The organism is Aminobacter sp. J44 (assembly GCF_007829415.1).
In the GTDB taxonomy this organism is placed as follows: Bacteria; Pseudomonadota; Alphaproteobacteria; order Rhizobiales; family Rhizobiaceae; genus Aerobium.
Genome location: NZ_VLJG01000067.1, coordinates 34,447 through 48,917, shown reverse-complemented (window position 1 = coordinate 48,917; position 14,471 = coordinate 34,447). Strand labels below are relative to the sequence as shown.

Annotated in this window: 12 protein-coding genes, 1 tRNA gene and 1 pseudogene; 4 read left to right on the top strand and 10 right to left on the bottom strand. The window is 62.0% G+C overall.

The features are described 5' to 3' along the window. Window positions 1–175 precede the first annotated feature (175 nt). From L610_RS17970 to L610_RS17960, 4 genes and pseudogenes are all read right to left on the bottom strand, one after another. Window positions 176–748, bottom strand: coding sequence for an NADPH-dependent FMN reductase (locus L610_RS17970; protein WP_024847705.1), 573 nt, complete (start codon window positions 746–748; stop codon window positions 176–178). 161 nt (window positions 749–909) lie between these two features. Beyond that, on the bottom strand, window positions 910–1,182 hold the full coding sequence (locus L610_RS20660; RefSeq protein WP_246659057.1) for a glutathione binding-like protein: 273 nt from the start codon (window positions 1,180–1,182) through the stop codon (window positions 910–912). Between the two features lie 152 nt (window positions 1,183–1,334). Further along, window positions 1,335–1,514, bottom strand: a pseudogene (locus L610_RS20655) (glutathione transferase GstA); the annotation flags it as partial. A gap of 260 nt (window positions 1,515–1,774) precedes the next feature. Next, a tRNA-Lys gene (locus tag L610_RS17960) sits at window positions 1,775–1,850 on the bottom strand. A 1,102-nt stretch (window positions 1,851–2,952) separates the two neighbouring features. Between L610_RS17960 and L610_RS17955 the strand changes: the two genes are divergently transcribed. Further along, window positions 2,953–4,050 carry a hypothetical protein gene (locus L610_RS17955; RefSeq protein ID WP_144706758.1) on the top strand — a complete coding sequence of 366 codons (1,098 nt, stop codon included), beginning with the start codon at window positions 2,953–2,955 and terminating at the stop codon, window positions 4,048–4,050. A gap of 93 nt (window positions 4,051–4,143) precedes the next feature. Next, window positions 4,144–6,150 carry a tripartite tricarboxylate transporter permease gene (locus tag L610_RS17950; RefSeq protein WP_144706756.1) on the top strand — a complete coding sequence of 669 codons (2,007 nt, stop codon included), beginning with the start codon at window positions 4,144–4,146 and terminating at the stop codon, window positions 6,148–6,150. 60 nt (window positions 6,151–6,210) lie between these two features. Here the strand turns inward: L610_RS17950 and L610_RS17945 are convergent, their stop codons facing one another. The 6 genes from L610_RS17945 to L610_RS17920 all read right to left on the bottom strand — a co-directional run bounded on the left by L610_RS17945 (window position 6,211) and on the right by L610_RS17920 (window position 13,053). Beyond that, window positions 6,211–7,143, bottom strand: a complete 933-nt coding sequence (locus L610_RS17945) for an AEC family transporter (RefSeq protein ID WP_024847701.1) — start codon at window positions 7,141–7,143, stop codon at window positions 6,211–6,213. 80 nt (window positions 7,144–7,223) lie between these two features. Then, a complete protein-coding gene (locus L610_RS17940; RefSeq protein ID WP_144706754.1) occupies window positions 7,224–7,913 on the bottom strand; it encodes a GntR family transcriptional regulator in 690 nt (229 codons plus the stop codon). Window positions 7,914–7,935: 22 nt separating this feature from the next. Continuing rightward, a complete protein-coding gene (locus L610_RS17935) occupies window positions 7,936–8,877 on the bottom strand; it encodes an NAD(P)/FAD-dependent oxidoreductase (protein ID WP_186441602.1) in 942 nt (313 codons plus the stop codon). A 2-nt stretch (window positions 8,878–8,879) separates the two neighbouring features. Continuing rightward, entirely contained in the window at window positions 8,880–10,547 is a 1,668-nt protein-coding gene (locus tag L610_RS17930; protein WP_144706750.1) for a hypothetical protein, read from the bottom strand. A gap of 98 nt (window positions 10,548–10,645) precedes the next feature. Beyond that, window positions 10,646–12,196, bottom strand: a complete 1,551-nt coding sequence (locus L610_RS17925; RefSeq protein WP_144706848.1) for a malonyl-CoA synthase — start codon at window positions 12,194–12,196, stop codon at window positions 10,646–10,648. Window positions 12,197–12,369: 173 nt separating this feature from the next. Further along, window positions 12,370–13,053: a phosphoglycolate phosphatase gene (locus L610_RS17920; RefSeq protein ID WP_144706748.1), complete on the bottom strand. Its 684-nt coding sequence runs from the start codon at window positions 13,051–13,053 to the stop codon at window positions 12,370–12,372. A gap of 145 nt (window positions 13,054–13,198) precedes the next feature. On the opposite strand from L610_RS17920, the gene rpiA reads away from it, so the two are divergent. Together rpiA and L610_RS17910 are read left to right on the top strand one after the other, a co-directional pair. After that, the gene (gene rpiA / locus L610_RS17915) at window positions 13,199–13,900 is read left to right on the top strand and encodes a ribose-5-phosphate isomerase RpiA (protein ID WP_144706746.1); all 702 of its coding nucleotides are present in this window, start codon (window positions 13,199–13,201) and stop codon (window positions 13,898–13,900) included. A gap of 23 nt (window positions 13,901–13,923) precedes the next feature. After that, window positions 13,924–14,469, top strand: a complete 546-nt coding sequence (locus L610_RS17910; protein ID WP_144706744.1) for a DUF2059 domain-containing protein — start codon at window positions 13,924–13,926, stop codon at window positions 14,467–14,469. The last annotated feature ends 2 nt before the right edge of the window (window positions 14,470–14,471 follow it).

Below are 14,471 nucleotides of genomic sequence, written 5' to 3'. Positions count from 1 at the left end.
GCCCCTGAGGTTTGCACTGTATCCGTAGCTGGCGCTGATATTCGGCCTGGCGCTTTCGCGCGGACAGCGCACCTTTTGGAGCGTCGCAGTACCCAATGGGGGAGGGGGTATTATCGCTACATCATTTTGGATGATGTGCCGGAGCCCCGATGGAAGAAGGCCCCGGCTGGGATGCTTATGCGTCTCGCGGAAGGATCGACCAGACGCGCGTAATGAAGCCTGCGAATTCATTCATGAAATTGCGCAGGAACTCTTCCGTGCCCGGATTCGTCACCTTGCCGTCGTCGGTGATCAGGTTGGGCGTGAACTGGATATAGGCCTCGATGGCATTCATTTGCGGCGAGTTGCAGAAGCTCAGCACGCTTTTTAGGCTCTGCTGTGCAACCGCCGTCCCGATCATGCCCGGTGACGTGCCGATGATCGCTGACGGCTTGCGGGTGAAGGAATTCTGGCCGTAAGGACGGCTCGCCCAGTCGATGGCATTCTTCAGGCCGCCCGGAATGGAGCGGTTGTACTCCGGCGTGACGAACAGCACGGCATCGACCGCCGCGATTGCCTCTTTAAACTCCCGTGCAACCGGCGGGAAATCGGCGTCGTAGTCGTAGCTGTAGAGCGGCAGGTCCTTGAACGGAATCTCCGACATCTGAAGCTGCGGCGGCGCCAGGAGCGTCAGGGCTTTCGCCAGCTTGCGGTTGATCGAGGCCTTCGCGAGGCTTCCGACAAAATATCCGACCTTGTGCGTAGTCATGTCTTGCTCCTGTCCGTGCGCCCCTTCGCATGAGCAAGACTTAGGGCGCTCCGCGCGGATGACCGCCTGAGCGTGAAATTGGAGGCAAATTTTTCGGGCAGGTGGGATTGGACTTGAAGAGAAGGTGCGGGCAGGGTGCCCGCACCGGTCCCGCCGCTTTGTTAAGCGAGACCTTCTTCCTGCAGTGTCTTCTGGACCGCAGGGCGGGTGGCAACGGCACCCATGAAGCGCTCGATGTTCTTGTAGGACGAGGTGTCGACGTTGACGAAGCGCGTCCAGCCGAGCACGGTCCAGAGATAGGCATCGGCAGCCGTGAAGGTGTCGCCGAGGAGGTACTCGTTATCCGCGAGGTGTGCGTCGAGATAGGCGAAGCGCTTGGCGAGATGCTCACGCGCGGCTGCCTTCGCATCCTCGCTCGTGCCCGGCTTGAACAGCGGGCTGAAGCCTTGTGCAGTTCGGACGAGATGAACGCCAGCCAGCGCTGGGCGCAGTAGCGGTCGATGCTGCCGAAGGCCGGCATAAGCCCCGATTCCGGCTTCTGATCGGCGATGAACTGAACGAGGATCTGCGCCTCGGTCAGCGAGTCTCCATCAGCGGTCAGGAGCGTCGGCACATAGCCGTTCGGATTGACCGCGAGGAAATCGTCCCCGGCCTCAGTTTTCTTGGTCGCAAGGTCTACACGGACCAAATCGAGCGGCACCGCTGCCTCGTTTGCCACAAGATGGACCGCGAGGGAGCATGCGCCGGGACTGTAGTACAATTTCATTCTGGTCTTACCCCTGATTGAGTAGACCGCCTCCAGACATGATCCTGACAAATCACGCAAGAGGTTGTTTTTGCTCAGTATCGCAATCGTGATCAGGTGAAGTTTTCGACCCTAAGACGAGTGCGAACATCCGGCACACGCTGCCTCTGCGAGTGGTTGCCCCCCCGGCATTTAACCCACGGATAAAAGGCTCTGCGCGCGCATAAGCGATACTCGCTTCGGCGAGATCAATCAGCGGAAATTCTAGGAGGAAGAAGAGATGGTGGGTGATGTAGGGATCGAACCTACGACCCGCTGATTAAGAGTCAGCTGCTCTACCAACTGAGCTAATCACCCGCCGGGTTCGCTGCGAACCGTTGTTGTCCGCCGCGAGTGAGGGGGGATATAGAGGGTGATTTTCCCGCTGTCCAGCACCAAAAATCGAAATTCGCGATTTTTGTTGGATGGCCCGGTTTCCCACAGCCGGGGGGTGGTCGGCGGGGGTGCGTTCCCATCTTGTTATCATCCGTCGCCTGCAAGAAAGCTCCAAGAAATCATCGGCTTCCGAGACGCGGGGTATGGAAACGATCCCGCGCATGCAAGGAACAAAGGGCTGCGGTTCTTGGCCGTTTCTCTTGGCGCCAGCTTCCGGGCGACGCTTGCCGACAACTAGCGGCGAGGCGAAAACCCGTTTCGATCGAGCGGATACCTGCAGGATCAGGAAACTCTGCTCGTGAGAGGGAACGTGAAAAAAATCGACGGCGGGCGCAAAAAAACACCGCTGCCAAACCCTTTCCCAAGGCTAGCACACTGCGGAAACCTACCGAAGTGCAGAAGCTCACCGTGTGATTCCGGAATCTGGGAGCACACAGGGCGATTCACAGCGTCGAATCCTGCCCCGGGAATTGGGCCTCATCTTCCCATTAGAGGCCACAGAGGGCCCACTCGCCTGGTGGGTGGTGGAGAGCACGCTTTCCACCGCGGAAGAAATCAGACCGACTACGTGTCGCTGAAGCAGTTCCGTCTCCTCCCCCTGTCTGCCTGGACGTGAAGATAAACCTTACGTGGGGCCCCGCATCTGTTCGCCGTTGTGAAGCAGCGGTTCGATAATTAATATGCGAATTAATGCGGCCGGGCGGGTGCTCGCGCTTATACGATCCTTTCCAAAATGAATGCGGGAAGCGGAAGATCGCGCTTGATAGGGGCCGCGATTGCATGCACGTTGGTGACGTAACGGTAGTTTTGTGCATGCAGGCCTGCCGAAATGTATACAGGTGCCGTCGTCGAGAATGGTGGGGAGGACGGGCCAGTTTGGAAGAATAGGCTTCGCCTTGGCGTGCCAGGAAGTTGGATTGCTGCCGGGAGGGGCCCGCTTGCTGAGGCGACCGGTCGAAGGAATTTTTGCCGGTGGGTCATTCGGCCCGCTGGCCTCAGATCTCATTGAACGGGAGGAGAATTGATGAGGTTCACATCAGCATTGTGGAAGGCGTGTCTGGCAGGGGCGGCAGCGATTGCTCTCGCCGGGGCAACGGCTGCGCATGCACAGGTGATCGATCTGTCGGGGCAGACAGTAACGCTGGTTCACAACGCGGCGCCGGGCGGTTCGACCGGTCTTGGCGCACAGATTGCCGCCGATGCGTGGTCGAAGACGATGGCGGGCAATCCCACCATCGTTGTCCAGTCGGTTGAAGGCGGTGCGCTTGCACGCGGCATCCGCCACGTGATGAATGCGCGTCCGGACGGCCGTACGCTCGGCTGGGTAGCGTGGAGCGGTTCGACCCGCGTTCTCGACCCTGAAGAGCTGCAAATCCCATTCAAGGATTTCGGCATCATCGGCGGTGTCGGCGGCGCCCACTTCTTCGTCCACGTCAGCACCAAGGTTGCCGGCGGACTCAAGGACAAGGATGAATTCGTCAAGAAGGTCGACAAGTTCACCTTCGGCGGCTTCACTGCGCTGAGCGCAGCTTCCATGCGCACCGCAGCGGCCATGGACCTCCTCGGCATCGACTACCAGTTCGTCTCCGGCTTCGGTGGCGACGGCCCGCTGCAGGCGGCCCTCCAGCGCGGCGAACTCCAGGGCTATCCGGCAACGGGTGTGATCTACAATCGCACGCTGAAGGACACGATGATCAAGGACGGCGAGTCGCTTGGTCTGTTCTATTTCTCGCCGCCGAAGCCTGATGGCAGCGGTCTCAGCGAGGATCCGTTCATGGAGAACCTTGAGACCTTCGACAGCTACTACCGCCGTGTCATGGGCAAGGAGCCGAGCGGCCCGGCGTGGGATGTCATCAAGTTCCACGGCGGCATCGGCGACCGCGTCAACTGGCTGGTTGTAGCCCCGCCGAACACGCCGGAAGAGCACCTGGCGATGCTGCGCGAATCCTTCGCACAGGCCGTCTCCGATCCGGAATTCCTCGCTAACGCCGAAAAGGTGTTCGGCCAGAAGCCGGCGATCACCACCTATCCCGAGATCATGGATGTGGTGGAAGAGGTTTCGCGCACCGACGAGGCGCTGAAGGAAACCATGCGCGGCTATCTGAAAAAGATGGAGCACTGAGGCTCATAAACGGAGCTTCCGGGCGGGTGGCCTTGTGCTGCCCGCCTTCCTGTATGTCGGGCACAGCCCGAAATTCTGCTTGAGGTAGCATTCATGTTTGCCGAACTGGTCGCCGGGCTCGGACTTATTCTTCAATGGCCGAGCGTCTTCTACCTGCTCGCGGGCGTCGTCTTCGGTCTATTTCTTGGTATTATTCCGGGGCTGGGCGGCATCACCGGGATGATCGTCCTGCTCCCATTCACGTTTGGCATGGAGCCAGCCGCTGCACTTGCAATGCTGCTGGGCATCCTCGCCGTTGGCCAGACGAGCGACACGATCGCGTCGGTGATGCTCGGCATTCCGGGCTCGGTCGCCGCGCAGGCGACGATCCTCGATGGCCACCCCATGGCGAAGAAAGGTTTGGCGCAGACAGCGCTGGGTGCGGCTTTCACCGTGTCCGCAGCAGGGGGCGTTGTCGGCGCATTGGTGTTGGCTGCCAGCTTGCCGATCCTGATCTGGCTGGTGCTGGCATTCGGTTCGCCTGAATTCTTCGTGCTGGCGATTGTCGGCTTGTTCATGGTCGGTGCGGTGTCGGGTAACGCCATTTCCAAGGGCGTCGCGGCAGCTGCCGTCGGCCTGTTGTTGTCGCAGGTGGGTTACCCGGTCACGAGTTCTACGCCGCGCTACTGGTTCGGCTACGATTTCCTCCTGGATGGACTGCCACTGGTCCCGGTTGTCATTGGCCTGTTCGGCATCCCGGAGATGATGGCGCTGGCTGGTCGCGGCACTTCGATCGCCGACACTAACGCCGAGGTTGCCCGCGCACAGGGCGACTCGATCATGGCCGGTGTGCGCGAGGCGATAAAGCATCGCTGGATCGCGCTGCGCTGCTCGATGCTCGGCACCTATATAGGCATCCTGCCGGGTCTGGGTGCCTCCGTCGTCGACTGGCTCGCGTACGGCCATGTCGTGCAGACGTCGAAGGACAAGGAGAATTTCGGCAAAGGCGACATTCGCGGCGTGATCGCGCCGGAATCGGCCAATAATGCCGTGCTCGGCGGCTCGCTCATCCCGACCATCTCCTTCGGCATTCCCGGCAGCGGCGCCATGGCGATCTTCCTTGGCGCGCTCACTATCCACGGCTTCGTGCCGGGCCGGGATATGCTGACTACCCATCTCGACATCACCTTCTCGATGATCTGGGCGATCATCATCGCCAACATCGTCGGCGCGCTGGCGATGATGGCGTGGTCGAAGCAGGTGACGAAGGCGGCCTATATCGACGGCCACCTCATCGTTCCGGCGGTGATCACCTTCCTCATCATGGGCGCGTGGCTCGTCTCTCCGGCCATGTCTACCCTGGTGATCTTCCTGTTATTCGGCGTCGTCGGCTATCTGATGAAGGTCGCAGGCTGGCCGCGCCCTCCGCTGCTGCTGGGCTTTGTGCTCGGCCCGGTGATGGAAGAGGCGCTGACGATCACCGCCCAGAGTTCAACCTTTGTGGACGTCATCAGTCGCCCCACCGTCATCGCTCTGGTGCTGGTGCTGCTGGTCGTCGGTTACCTCGCGATCCGCTCGGTATGGAAGAATGAGAACACCACCGAGATCGAAGCCTCGCGCAAATCAGTTGCTTCAATCTACATCTCGGTGGCGCTGGCTCTGCTAGCAGCCGTCATGTTCGCGTACGGCTTCTATGCGGCCCGCGGCTGGACCTTCCTTTCGAGCCTGTTCCCGATGGTGACCTGCGCGGTCGGCGTGCCGCTGGCGCTGGCGGTGCTGTGGAAGGATCGCAAGCTCTACTCCGAGCAGGCCGCTGCGCTGAGTGCACGTTCGCTTGGCGTTATGCACGCGGTCGGCGAACTGTTCCACGAGCAGAAGAAGGAACTGGCCGCGCTGCTGACGTTCGCGGTGGCTATCATTGCGATCCCGATCCTTGGGCAGGTGCCGGCGATCCTTCTTTTCACGGCGCTCTATCTGGTTGTTTGGGGCAGGTACCGCTTCGTCGCAGTCACGCTATACACCGCCGCCATGGCTGCGCTGATCTACGCGCTCTACCACCGCATGCTGCACACGCCGTTCGAACCCTCGGCCTTCATCGACTGGAGCTGGTTCAACCTCTAGCGGTAGCGGGAAAAAGAATGGGCGGCTTGGCCGCCCATTTTCGTTCGAGGTGTCTGGCGATTAACGCCCGACCAGTGCCAGTACCACTGGCAGAGAGAACAGGCAGATTCCGGTCGCGATCACCAGGGCCGCGGCAGCAAGGCCTTCCATGCCAACGCGCCGGCTGAGGATCGGGTAGATGGTGACCATTGAGACCGCCGAGATGACGATGCCGACGGCGGCAAGCTGAGCCGGAACACCGGGAACGAGGAAGAACGCGACGGTAACGGCGAGCGGATGCAACAGCATCTTGCCGACGATGATCGGGACCATGTCCAGCTGCAGGTCGCCGGGCCGCAGGCTGGCGATTGTACCGCCGACGACGAAGAGAGCAGCAGGCGCCGAAGCGGCCGCCAGCATGTCGAGCGATCGGACGACCGGGGCAGGGAAGCTCAGGTCGAGGAGCGCCATGCCAAGGCCGCAGACGATTGCGAGCAGCAGTGGCATGCGCGACAGGCGACTGGCGGTCTGGCGCAGGACGGAAAGGGCCGACTCCTTGCCGCTGTTCGCCCACTCGATCAGCACGAAGGTCAGCGGCATGATCAGCACGTTCTCGATCAGCATCGATAGCGGAATAGCGAGCAGGGCGATCTCACCGAAGACTATGCTGGTGACCGGAAACGCGATGAAGCCGCTGTTTGACATCGACGCGCCAAATGCCCCCATCGTCGCGCGATCCATCGGCCGCCTCAGCCATAAGCGAAGCACCGCCATCGCGATGAAGAAGGTGACCAGCGAACCGGCGCCATACGCAAGCACGTAGCCGAGATTGAAGGATTTTGAGATGTCCTGGCGGGCCAGCGCGGAGAGAAGCACTGCAGGCAGCGCGAAGTTGAGCACGAAGGCAGCTAAGCCCTCAATGTGCCCTGGCGTGATCATCTTCATCTTGACCGCGAAGAGGCCAAGGCCGATCAGCAGGAGGATCGGCAGCATCAGCGTGACAATTTCGTACATGCAATAGGTCTCTGAAAGTAAGGGCGCGATCAATCAACGCGTGTAACGCGCCAGACAAGGGCAGCGACTGAGAACTTGTCTCACCCTGCAGGAATTTGATGTTCGAGCGGACGGATAGCCGCGAGGAAATCGCTGAAGAACTCGCCCTGGATCACCACGTGCTGGCGCATTGCCTCGTGCGCGCGCTTTGGGTCATGGCTGCGGATGGCGTCGAGCACCGCGTCATGCTCGGCAAGCGAACGAGCGACTCGGCCAGGGACGCGCAGCTGCAGCCGGCGGTAGGGTTTCAGCCGCCGCTGCAGTGAGCACGCCTGCTCGTACAGGAAGGTGTTGCCGCTCGCCTCGTAGATCGTCTGGTGGAACTGCTCGTTGGCGTAATAGTAGTCGTCCGAATTGCCCTTCTTCTGCGCCCGCCGGCAGTTTTCCTGGGCTTCTCCGAGCCGCAACAGCTGCTCTGTGTGGATACGCCGCGCGGCAAGGCGCGCGCACATTGCCTCAAGCTCGCCCATCACCTCGAACATCTCGACGAGTTCGGTGATCGTCAGTTGGTTCACGAACGCGCCCCTGTTAGGGACGATCTTCACCAACCCCATCGTGCTCAGCTGGATGAGTGCCTCACGAACGGGCGTTCGCGATACCTGAKGGCGGGCCGCGAGCGTCGCCTCGTCCAGCCGCTTGCCGGGAACGTAGAAGCCTGTGACGATGTCCTGCTCGATGGCATCCCGGACGATGGTCTTGCTGGGCTTCGGTGTCTTGACCCCGACGTTCATTCCTGGCTGTTCCTGAGTATTGCTAGATGTGAATATCCGCAGCCGCCTTGAGCGCCTGGATGTGCCGCACCGCGGAGATCGCCGCAGTCACGCCGTCGCCGGCGGAGGCTGCAAGGTGTGCAACGGATTCGCTGCGTATATCGCCAGCCGCGAACAGGCCGGGCATGGACGTCTGCATCGATAAATCGACGGCGATGCGTCCATCCGAGGCGAGATCGACGAGCCCCGAGACGAAATCGACGTTCGGGTCGAGGCCGACATAGACGAACAACCCGTGGCAGGGCAGCTCCGTCACCTTACCAGACGGGATCTCGTGCAGCGTGATCGAGGACACGCCCGACCCGTCACCGTCGATCCGTTCGACCTCGCTGCAGGGCACGAACTCGATATTGCCTGCTGCTTTGCAGGCTTCGATGAGGGAATGGCGGGCCGTGGGGCGACGGTGGCGCATGACGATGCTGACTTTTTCGGCGTGCTCGGAAAGCGCCAGCGCCTCGTCGAGCGCGGAGTCGCCTGCGCCGACGACGCAGACCATACGGCCTTTCATCAACGGGCCATCGCAGGATGCGCAGTGCGATACCCCGCGTCCCTCGAATTCGTCCTCCCCCGGCACGCCGAGCTTCTTTCGCGAGGAGCCCGCAGCAACGATGACGGTGGCTGAGGTCACGTCGATGTCGCCGCCGAGCACGCGAAATCCGCCGTCGATCTTTTCGATCTGCTCGATCGTGTCGAGTGCAAAGATAGCTCCGGCTTCATCGGCCTGAATTTGAAGCGCAGGACCGAGTTCGAAGCCAGCCATACCTTCAGCAGGGCCGGGAAAATTCTCGATCCGGTCGACATTGATGACCTGGCCGCCCGCGCCGAGCTTGTCGACCACCAGCGTTTGCAGCCCGTGGCGGGCCGCAGTGATCGCGGCATTGAGGCCGGCAACGCCGGCCCCGATGATGACGACGTCGTTGTCCATCTCTAGCGCCATTCGTCGACCGACACCGTTGTCCGGTAGTGCGCCCCATAGATCTGCCAGTAGCCGTTGGCTTCACCGCCGACGACCACGACGTTGATGTCCTTTTCCTGGAATATGTGGATCAGCTCGTCCTTGTCCGCCTTGAGCTTGGCGGCCAGCGGCTCCTCGCCGAACGTGGCGCGCGGATAGATGTAGTTCTGGACGAGCTGCAGATCCCAGAAGCGGCCCGCCGGCATCTGCGCGGTCTCGTAGATGAAGTGGAGGAGGTCCTGCTTGTTCACGAAGCCCCCGCGCTCCACAAACTGGCGCGCGCATATCGGATCGAGGACAAGGACCGGCGCTGTGATGGCGTCCGTTCCGAGCAGCATGTCGCGGACATGCTCGCGCCAGTACTCCTTGCGCAGGCCGAGGCTAAAGGTGGTCGACCGGCAGCCGTGAAAGACGCTGACCGTGCTGGCATTTGCGTCGAATCCCTTCTGGACGTGCAGCGGCTCCCACGGGCTGCGCTCCTCGTTCTCGGCGAAGGTGAGGTTGTTGTAGGTGTAGCCGTTGCCGAGCGAGCCCATGAACGTCTCGCCGGGGACCGATCCGCCCTGCAAGTTCTGGGACAGCAAGCCAAAGGCGCGGCCGATGGTGGCGTTGGCATGGTTGTAAGGGCCAAGCGCGCCGATGCCGCAGTTCATGCCGATCTCGTGGCGGATCGGTCCGTTGACGACGGCCATCGCCGACGCGGAGCTCGAGGTCGATCCGCGCGCCGTGACCTGGGCATGGGCGAGGGCGAGGATGACCGGAAAATATTCCGGCTTCGCCCCTGCCATCACCGCGTTCACGGCGAGCTTCTCCACCGTATATTCCCACAGCCCGCGATTGGTGGTCGGCTGCATGTGGCCCACAACCTCGTCCGGCTTGCGGCTGGTCGCGGCGAGCATTTCCTGCACGCGCTTTTCGGTCGGCAGCACGATCGGCAGCTTGTCGGTCCAGTTTTGCCGCAAAAAATACTCGTGCAGCGCCTCTTCGGTGTCGGGTTCGACGAAGCGGGACGTCGTGCGCTCGAACTGCGTCTCCTCGGCTGGCGCGGCGAGGCCTTGTGTGAGGGCGGTGATGACCTCCTGCATAACCGGCTGCCCGGTGATCGGATCCTGGCCCTCGATGTATGCACGCAATTCCTCAGGCGAGCGTCCCATCACCGGCTGCGGCACGAATACCAGCGGCTGTTGCGGCAGCCCGCCCATCTTCGCGACTGATTTCACGACCTTGTCGAACTTGTCGGTGTGGATGGCGACGGCCGGGACGCCGTACTTGGTCTCCAGCGTTATGGCGTGGGTGGTGACGGCTGGCGCGCAGGTGGAGCAGTGGCCGACGCCAATGATGGCGGCATGGCCTTCCGCCTTGATCTCTTCCCAGAGCTTTGGATCGTCCTTCGAGTAGGTGCTCGCCATCTGACGCAGCCGCACCTCGACCGACGGCATGTTTCGCGCGAACCAGGCCTGCACTTCCTTCAGGAGCTCGACGGAGTCGTCGAACCGGCTGTCGACCAGATAAAGCACCTTGCCGTCGAGCGAGCCCGGGCGCGGGGCGGGCTGCTTGCGGCTAACCTTCGGCGGGTAGCCGACGGGGTTGTGGACCTTGATGGCGGGGCCCGCCTCTTCGGGCTTCGTCTGGTGCAGCATCTATTTCTCCTCCCAAAGCAGCCGGGCTGCTTCGCATACAATTATGCTCCCCTAGTATGCACGATACCAGCACGCGCCCCGCGTATTCATTCTGCGCCTCAGGCGATCCGAAATGAGTCCTTGAACTGATCGCGCAGGACGTTCTTCTGCACCTTGCCCATCGTATTGCGGGGCAGTTCGGCCATGACGACGAGCTTCTTTGGCCGCTTGTAACCGGCGAGCCGCGGTTCCAGCGCCCTGAGGATGTCCGTTTCGACGAGTTGGGCACCAAGCTCCGGTACGACGACGGCGATGATGCCTTCGCCAAAGTCAGGATGCGGCACGCCGATCACGGCGCTTTCGTACACGCCGGGGAGGGAATCGAGCTCGGTCTCGACTTCCTTCGGATAGACGTTGTAGCCGCCGGTGATGATGAGGTCTTTGCCGCGGCCGACGATGTGGACGTAGCCGTCAGCGTCGATCTTGCCGAGGTCGCCGGTGATGAAGAAGCCGTCCTTGCGCAGCTCGGCTGCCGTCTTTTCCGGCATGCGCCAATAGCCCTTGAACACGTTCGGCCCGCGCACCTCAATCATGCCGATCTCGCCGGTGGCAAGCAGCGCGCCGGTTTCGGGATTGGTGATGCGGATCTCGACGCCCGGCAGCGGGAAGCCGACGGTGCCGGCGATGCGCTTTCCGTCATAGGGGTTCGACGTGTTCATGTTGGTTTCGGTCATGCCGTAGCGCTCGAGGATGGCATGGCCGGTGCGCTCCTCCCACTCGCGATGCGTCTCGGCAAGCAGCGGCGCAGATCCCGACACGAACAGGCGCATGTGCTGCGTTGCCTCGCGCGTCAGTCCGTCGTGCTGAAGAAGCCGGGTGTAGAAGGTCGGCACGCCCATCAGCACCGTTGCATGCGGCATTGCCGCGAGGATCTGGTTTGTGTCGAACTTCTGCTGGAAGATCATCGAGGCGCCGGAGGCCAAAACGACATTCGTAGCAACGAACAGGCCGTGCGTGTGGAAGATCGGCAACGCATGGATCAACGTGTCGGAGGCGGCGAAACGCCAGTAGTCGACCAGCGTGATTGCGTTCGACAGGAGGTTGTCGTGGCTCAGCATCGCGCCCTTCGAGCGGCCGGTGGTGCCGGAGGTGTAGAGGATGGCAGCGATGTCGTCTCCGCCGCGCGACGAGGACGTTTCCAGCGGCTGGGCGTTGGCGGCGGCGTCTGCAAGTGTTCCTTCGCCCTTGCTGTCGAGGGTAAGCACCTTCGCGCCTGCCTTGGCCGCGATCGGTGACAGCGCGTCCAGCTTGGCCGGATCGCAGACGAAGATCGCCGGCTCGGCGTCAGTGAGGAAGTATTCGATCTCGGCGGGCGTATAGGCGGTGTTGAGAGGCAGGAAGATGCCGCCGGCCTTCACGGTCGCAAGATAAAGTGCCAGCGCGCGCACTGATTTCTCGACCTGAACCGCAACACGGTCGCCGGGCTGCAGTCCCTCGCTAACCAGCGCGCCGGCGAGCCGCGAGCATTCCGCGGTCAGGTCGCCGTAGCTCATGACCGCGCGCCCATCCTCCTTCAGAAGCGGTGCGTCAGGATTTGCGAGATTGCCAAGAAGTGCGTCGTAAAGATTGCGCGTCAATTCAGATGCTCCCCGGCGCACATTGGCGCCCATCAAGAAAATCGCATGGGGAGCATGCCGACCGGATCGCGATCCGGGACGGCGCAAAGCCTCGTCGCTTGCCGGACGAATGAGCAGACGAACCGGGTTCGCCTGCGCCTTTGTCTCCCCCTTGTCCCTGCATACGATCGGGAAATCGTCGTATGCAAGCGGGCGAGGGAGTTCGGTTACGAGACGGTCTGGCTGATCAGGGACTCGGCGAGTTCCAGCGTGAGCTCATCAAAGTGCGAGATCACCTTCGAGGGCTCGAACTCGCTGACGTGCCGGTCGGTGTAGCCGAAGTCGACGGCAACGACCGGAGTTCCGGCAGCCTTGGCGGTGTCTATATCCGTGCGGGAATCGCCCACCATCAGTGCTCGGGCGGGGTCGCCGCCTGCCATTGCGATCGTCTCGGTGAGATGGCGTGGGTCCGGCTTGCGGAAGGGGAAAGTGTCGGCGCCGGCGATCGCCTTGAACAAATGCGTGAGCTCCAGGCGCTCGATCAGCGTCGTTGCGAGCGTCTCGTACTTGTTGGTGCAGATGGCGCAGATGTAGCCCGCCGAATGAAAGCGGTCGATGGACTCGAGGACACCGGGATAGGGGCGCGACAAGCCCGGCATGTTGCCGCCATAGTGCTTCAGGAACGCGGCCTGCAGCTCGTCGAGCTGGGCTTCGAGCAATGGCATTTTCTGAGATTCGAAGGCGCGTTCGATCATCACCCGGCCGCCCATGCCCACGAAGCGGCGCAGCTCCTCAGGCTTTGCCCTGGCCAGACCTGCAAGTTCGAGGCAGTAGTTCAGACTGTCGAGCAGGTCGGGAGCTGTGTCGATCAGGGTGCCGTCCAGATCAAAGACGACGATGGGCTTGGTCATGGAGAAATTCCCTCGTTTGCCGGCAAGACTTGCGATAGCCCGCCCGCAACTGTGGAGCAAGTCTGTCGCTGATCCGCCTTAGTACTTGCCCGACGCGTCAAAGCTGATAGGACCGGGCCAAAGTTGACGTTTTACGGGGCCGACCATGGACGCCAGGCAATTGAAGATCGAAGCAGCTCGCGTTGCGCTCGAGCATGTCGAAGACGGCATGCGCTTGGGCATCGGCACTGGCTCAACCGCCGAGGAATTCGTGCGCCTGCTCGCGGTGAAGGTTCAGGAAGGCCTCAGCATTATCGGCGTGCCGACCTCCGAGCGCACGGCAGCCCTCTGCCGCGAACTCGGCGTGCCGCTGTCGACGCTTGAGGAGACGCCGGAACTCGATCTGACCATCGACGGTGCCGACGAGATCGACCCGCAGCTCGGCCTGATCAAGGGCGGCGGCGGTGCGCTGTTGCGCGAGAAGATCGTGGCCGCGGCGTCGGAGAAGATGCTGGTGATCGCCGACGCCTCTAAGCTGGTCGACACGCTCGGAAAGTTCCCGCTCCCGATCGAGGTCAACGAGTTCGGCCTCGGTGCCACGAAGATCGCGATTGCGAAGGCGGCGGCAAAGCTTGGCCTGGAAGGTCCCCTCGAAATCCGAATGACGAACGGCAAACCGTTTGTTACAGACGGTGGGCATCTGATCATCGACGCATCTTTTGGCCGTATTCCCGACACAAGAGCGCTGTCCGATGCACTGCACGCCATTCCGGGTGTGGTCGAGCATGGTCTATTTTTGGGACTGGCCGACGCGGCGATCGTCGCGGAAGCTGGACGCGGTGTGAGAACGGTTCGCGCCGTCGCATGAACACAAAGGGAGTTACCTCCATCATGAAAATCGTCAAAAGTTCCCGTCGTCTGGCCGCGCTCGCAGGAGCGCTGGCGCTGCTGACCGTTGCGCAGCCGGCCTTCGCGCAGGAAATTTCCGACAGCCACCTTGCCGCCGCGCGCACCGCCATCGGAGCGCTGGGGGCGACCGCCGAGTTCGACGTGATCCTGCCGCAGGCCGCGCAGGCACTGAAGACCGAACTGATCCAGAAGAATCCCGACATGCAGGCCGACATCATCGAGATCGTCGATAAGACCGCGCTGTCACTGGCCGCCCGCCGCGGCGACCTCGAGCGCGAGGCTGGTCTCGCCTACGCCCGTGTCTTCACCGAGCAGCAGCTCAACGAGATCGCGACCTTCTACCAGTCCGAGACCGGCAAGAAGCTGATCTCCGACGGCGCCATCGTCATGCGCGAAGTCTACCGCGCTGCCGAAATTTGGCAGAACGGCATTGCCCGCGACCTCGCCCAGCAGGTTGCGACTGAGCTGCAGCAGCGTTTTGAAGCTGCGAAGCCTGCAGAAGGCGGCGAGCAGCCGGCCCAGCAGTAACA

Bases quoted from the DNA above. Each gene is read 5' to 3' on its own strand.
- L610_RS17970 (WP_024847705.1), bottom strand. From the start codon at position 748: ATGACTACGCACAAGGTCGGATATTTTGTCGGAAGCCTCGCGAAGGCC.
- L610_RS17955 (WP_144706758.1), top strand. From the start codon at position 2,953: ATGAGGTTCACATCAGCATTGTGGAAGGCGTGTCTGGCAGGGGCGGCA.
- L610_RS17950 (WP_144706756.1), top strand. From the start codon at position 4,144: ATGTTTGCCGAACTGGTCGCCGGGCTCGGACTTATTCTTCAATGGCCG.
- L610_RS17945 (WP_024847701.1), bottom strand. From the start codon at position 7,143: ATGTACGAAATTGTCACGCTGATGCTGCCGATCCTCCTGCTGATCGGC.
- L610_RS17935 (WP_186441602.1), bottom strand. From the start codon at position 8,877: ATGGACAACGACGTCGTCATCATCGGGGCCGGCGTTGCCGGCCTCAAT.
- L610_RS17930 (WP_144706750.1), bottom strand. From the start codon at position 10,547: ATGCTGCACCAGACGAAGCCCGAAGAGGCGGGCCCCGCCATCAAGGTC.
- L610_RS17925 (WP_144706848.1), bottom strand. From the start codon at position 12,196: ATGGGCGCCAATGTGCGCCGGGGAGCATCTGAATTGACGCGCAATCTT.
- L610_RS17920 (WP_144706748.1), bottom strand. From the start codon at position 13,053: ATGACCAAGCCCATCGTCGTCTTTGATCTGGACGGCACCCTGATCGAC.
- rpiA (WP_144706746.1), top strand. From the start codon at position 13,199: ATGGACGCCAGGCAATTGAAGATCGAAGCAGCTCGCGTTGCGCTCGAG.
- L610_RS17910 (WP_144706744.1), top strand. From the start codon at position 13,924: ATGAAAATCGTCAAAAGTTCCCGTCGTCTGGCCGCGCTCGCAGGAGCG.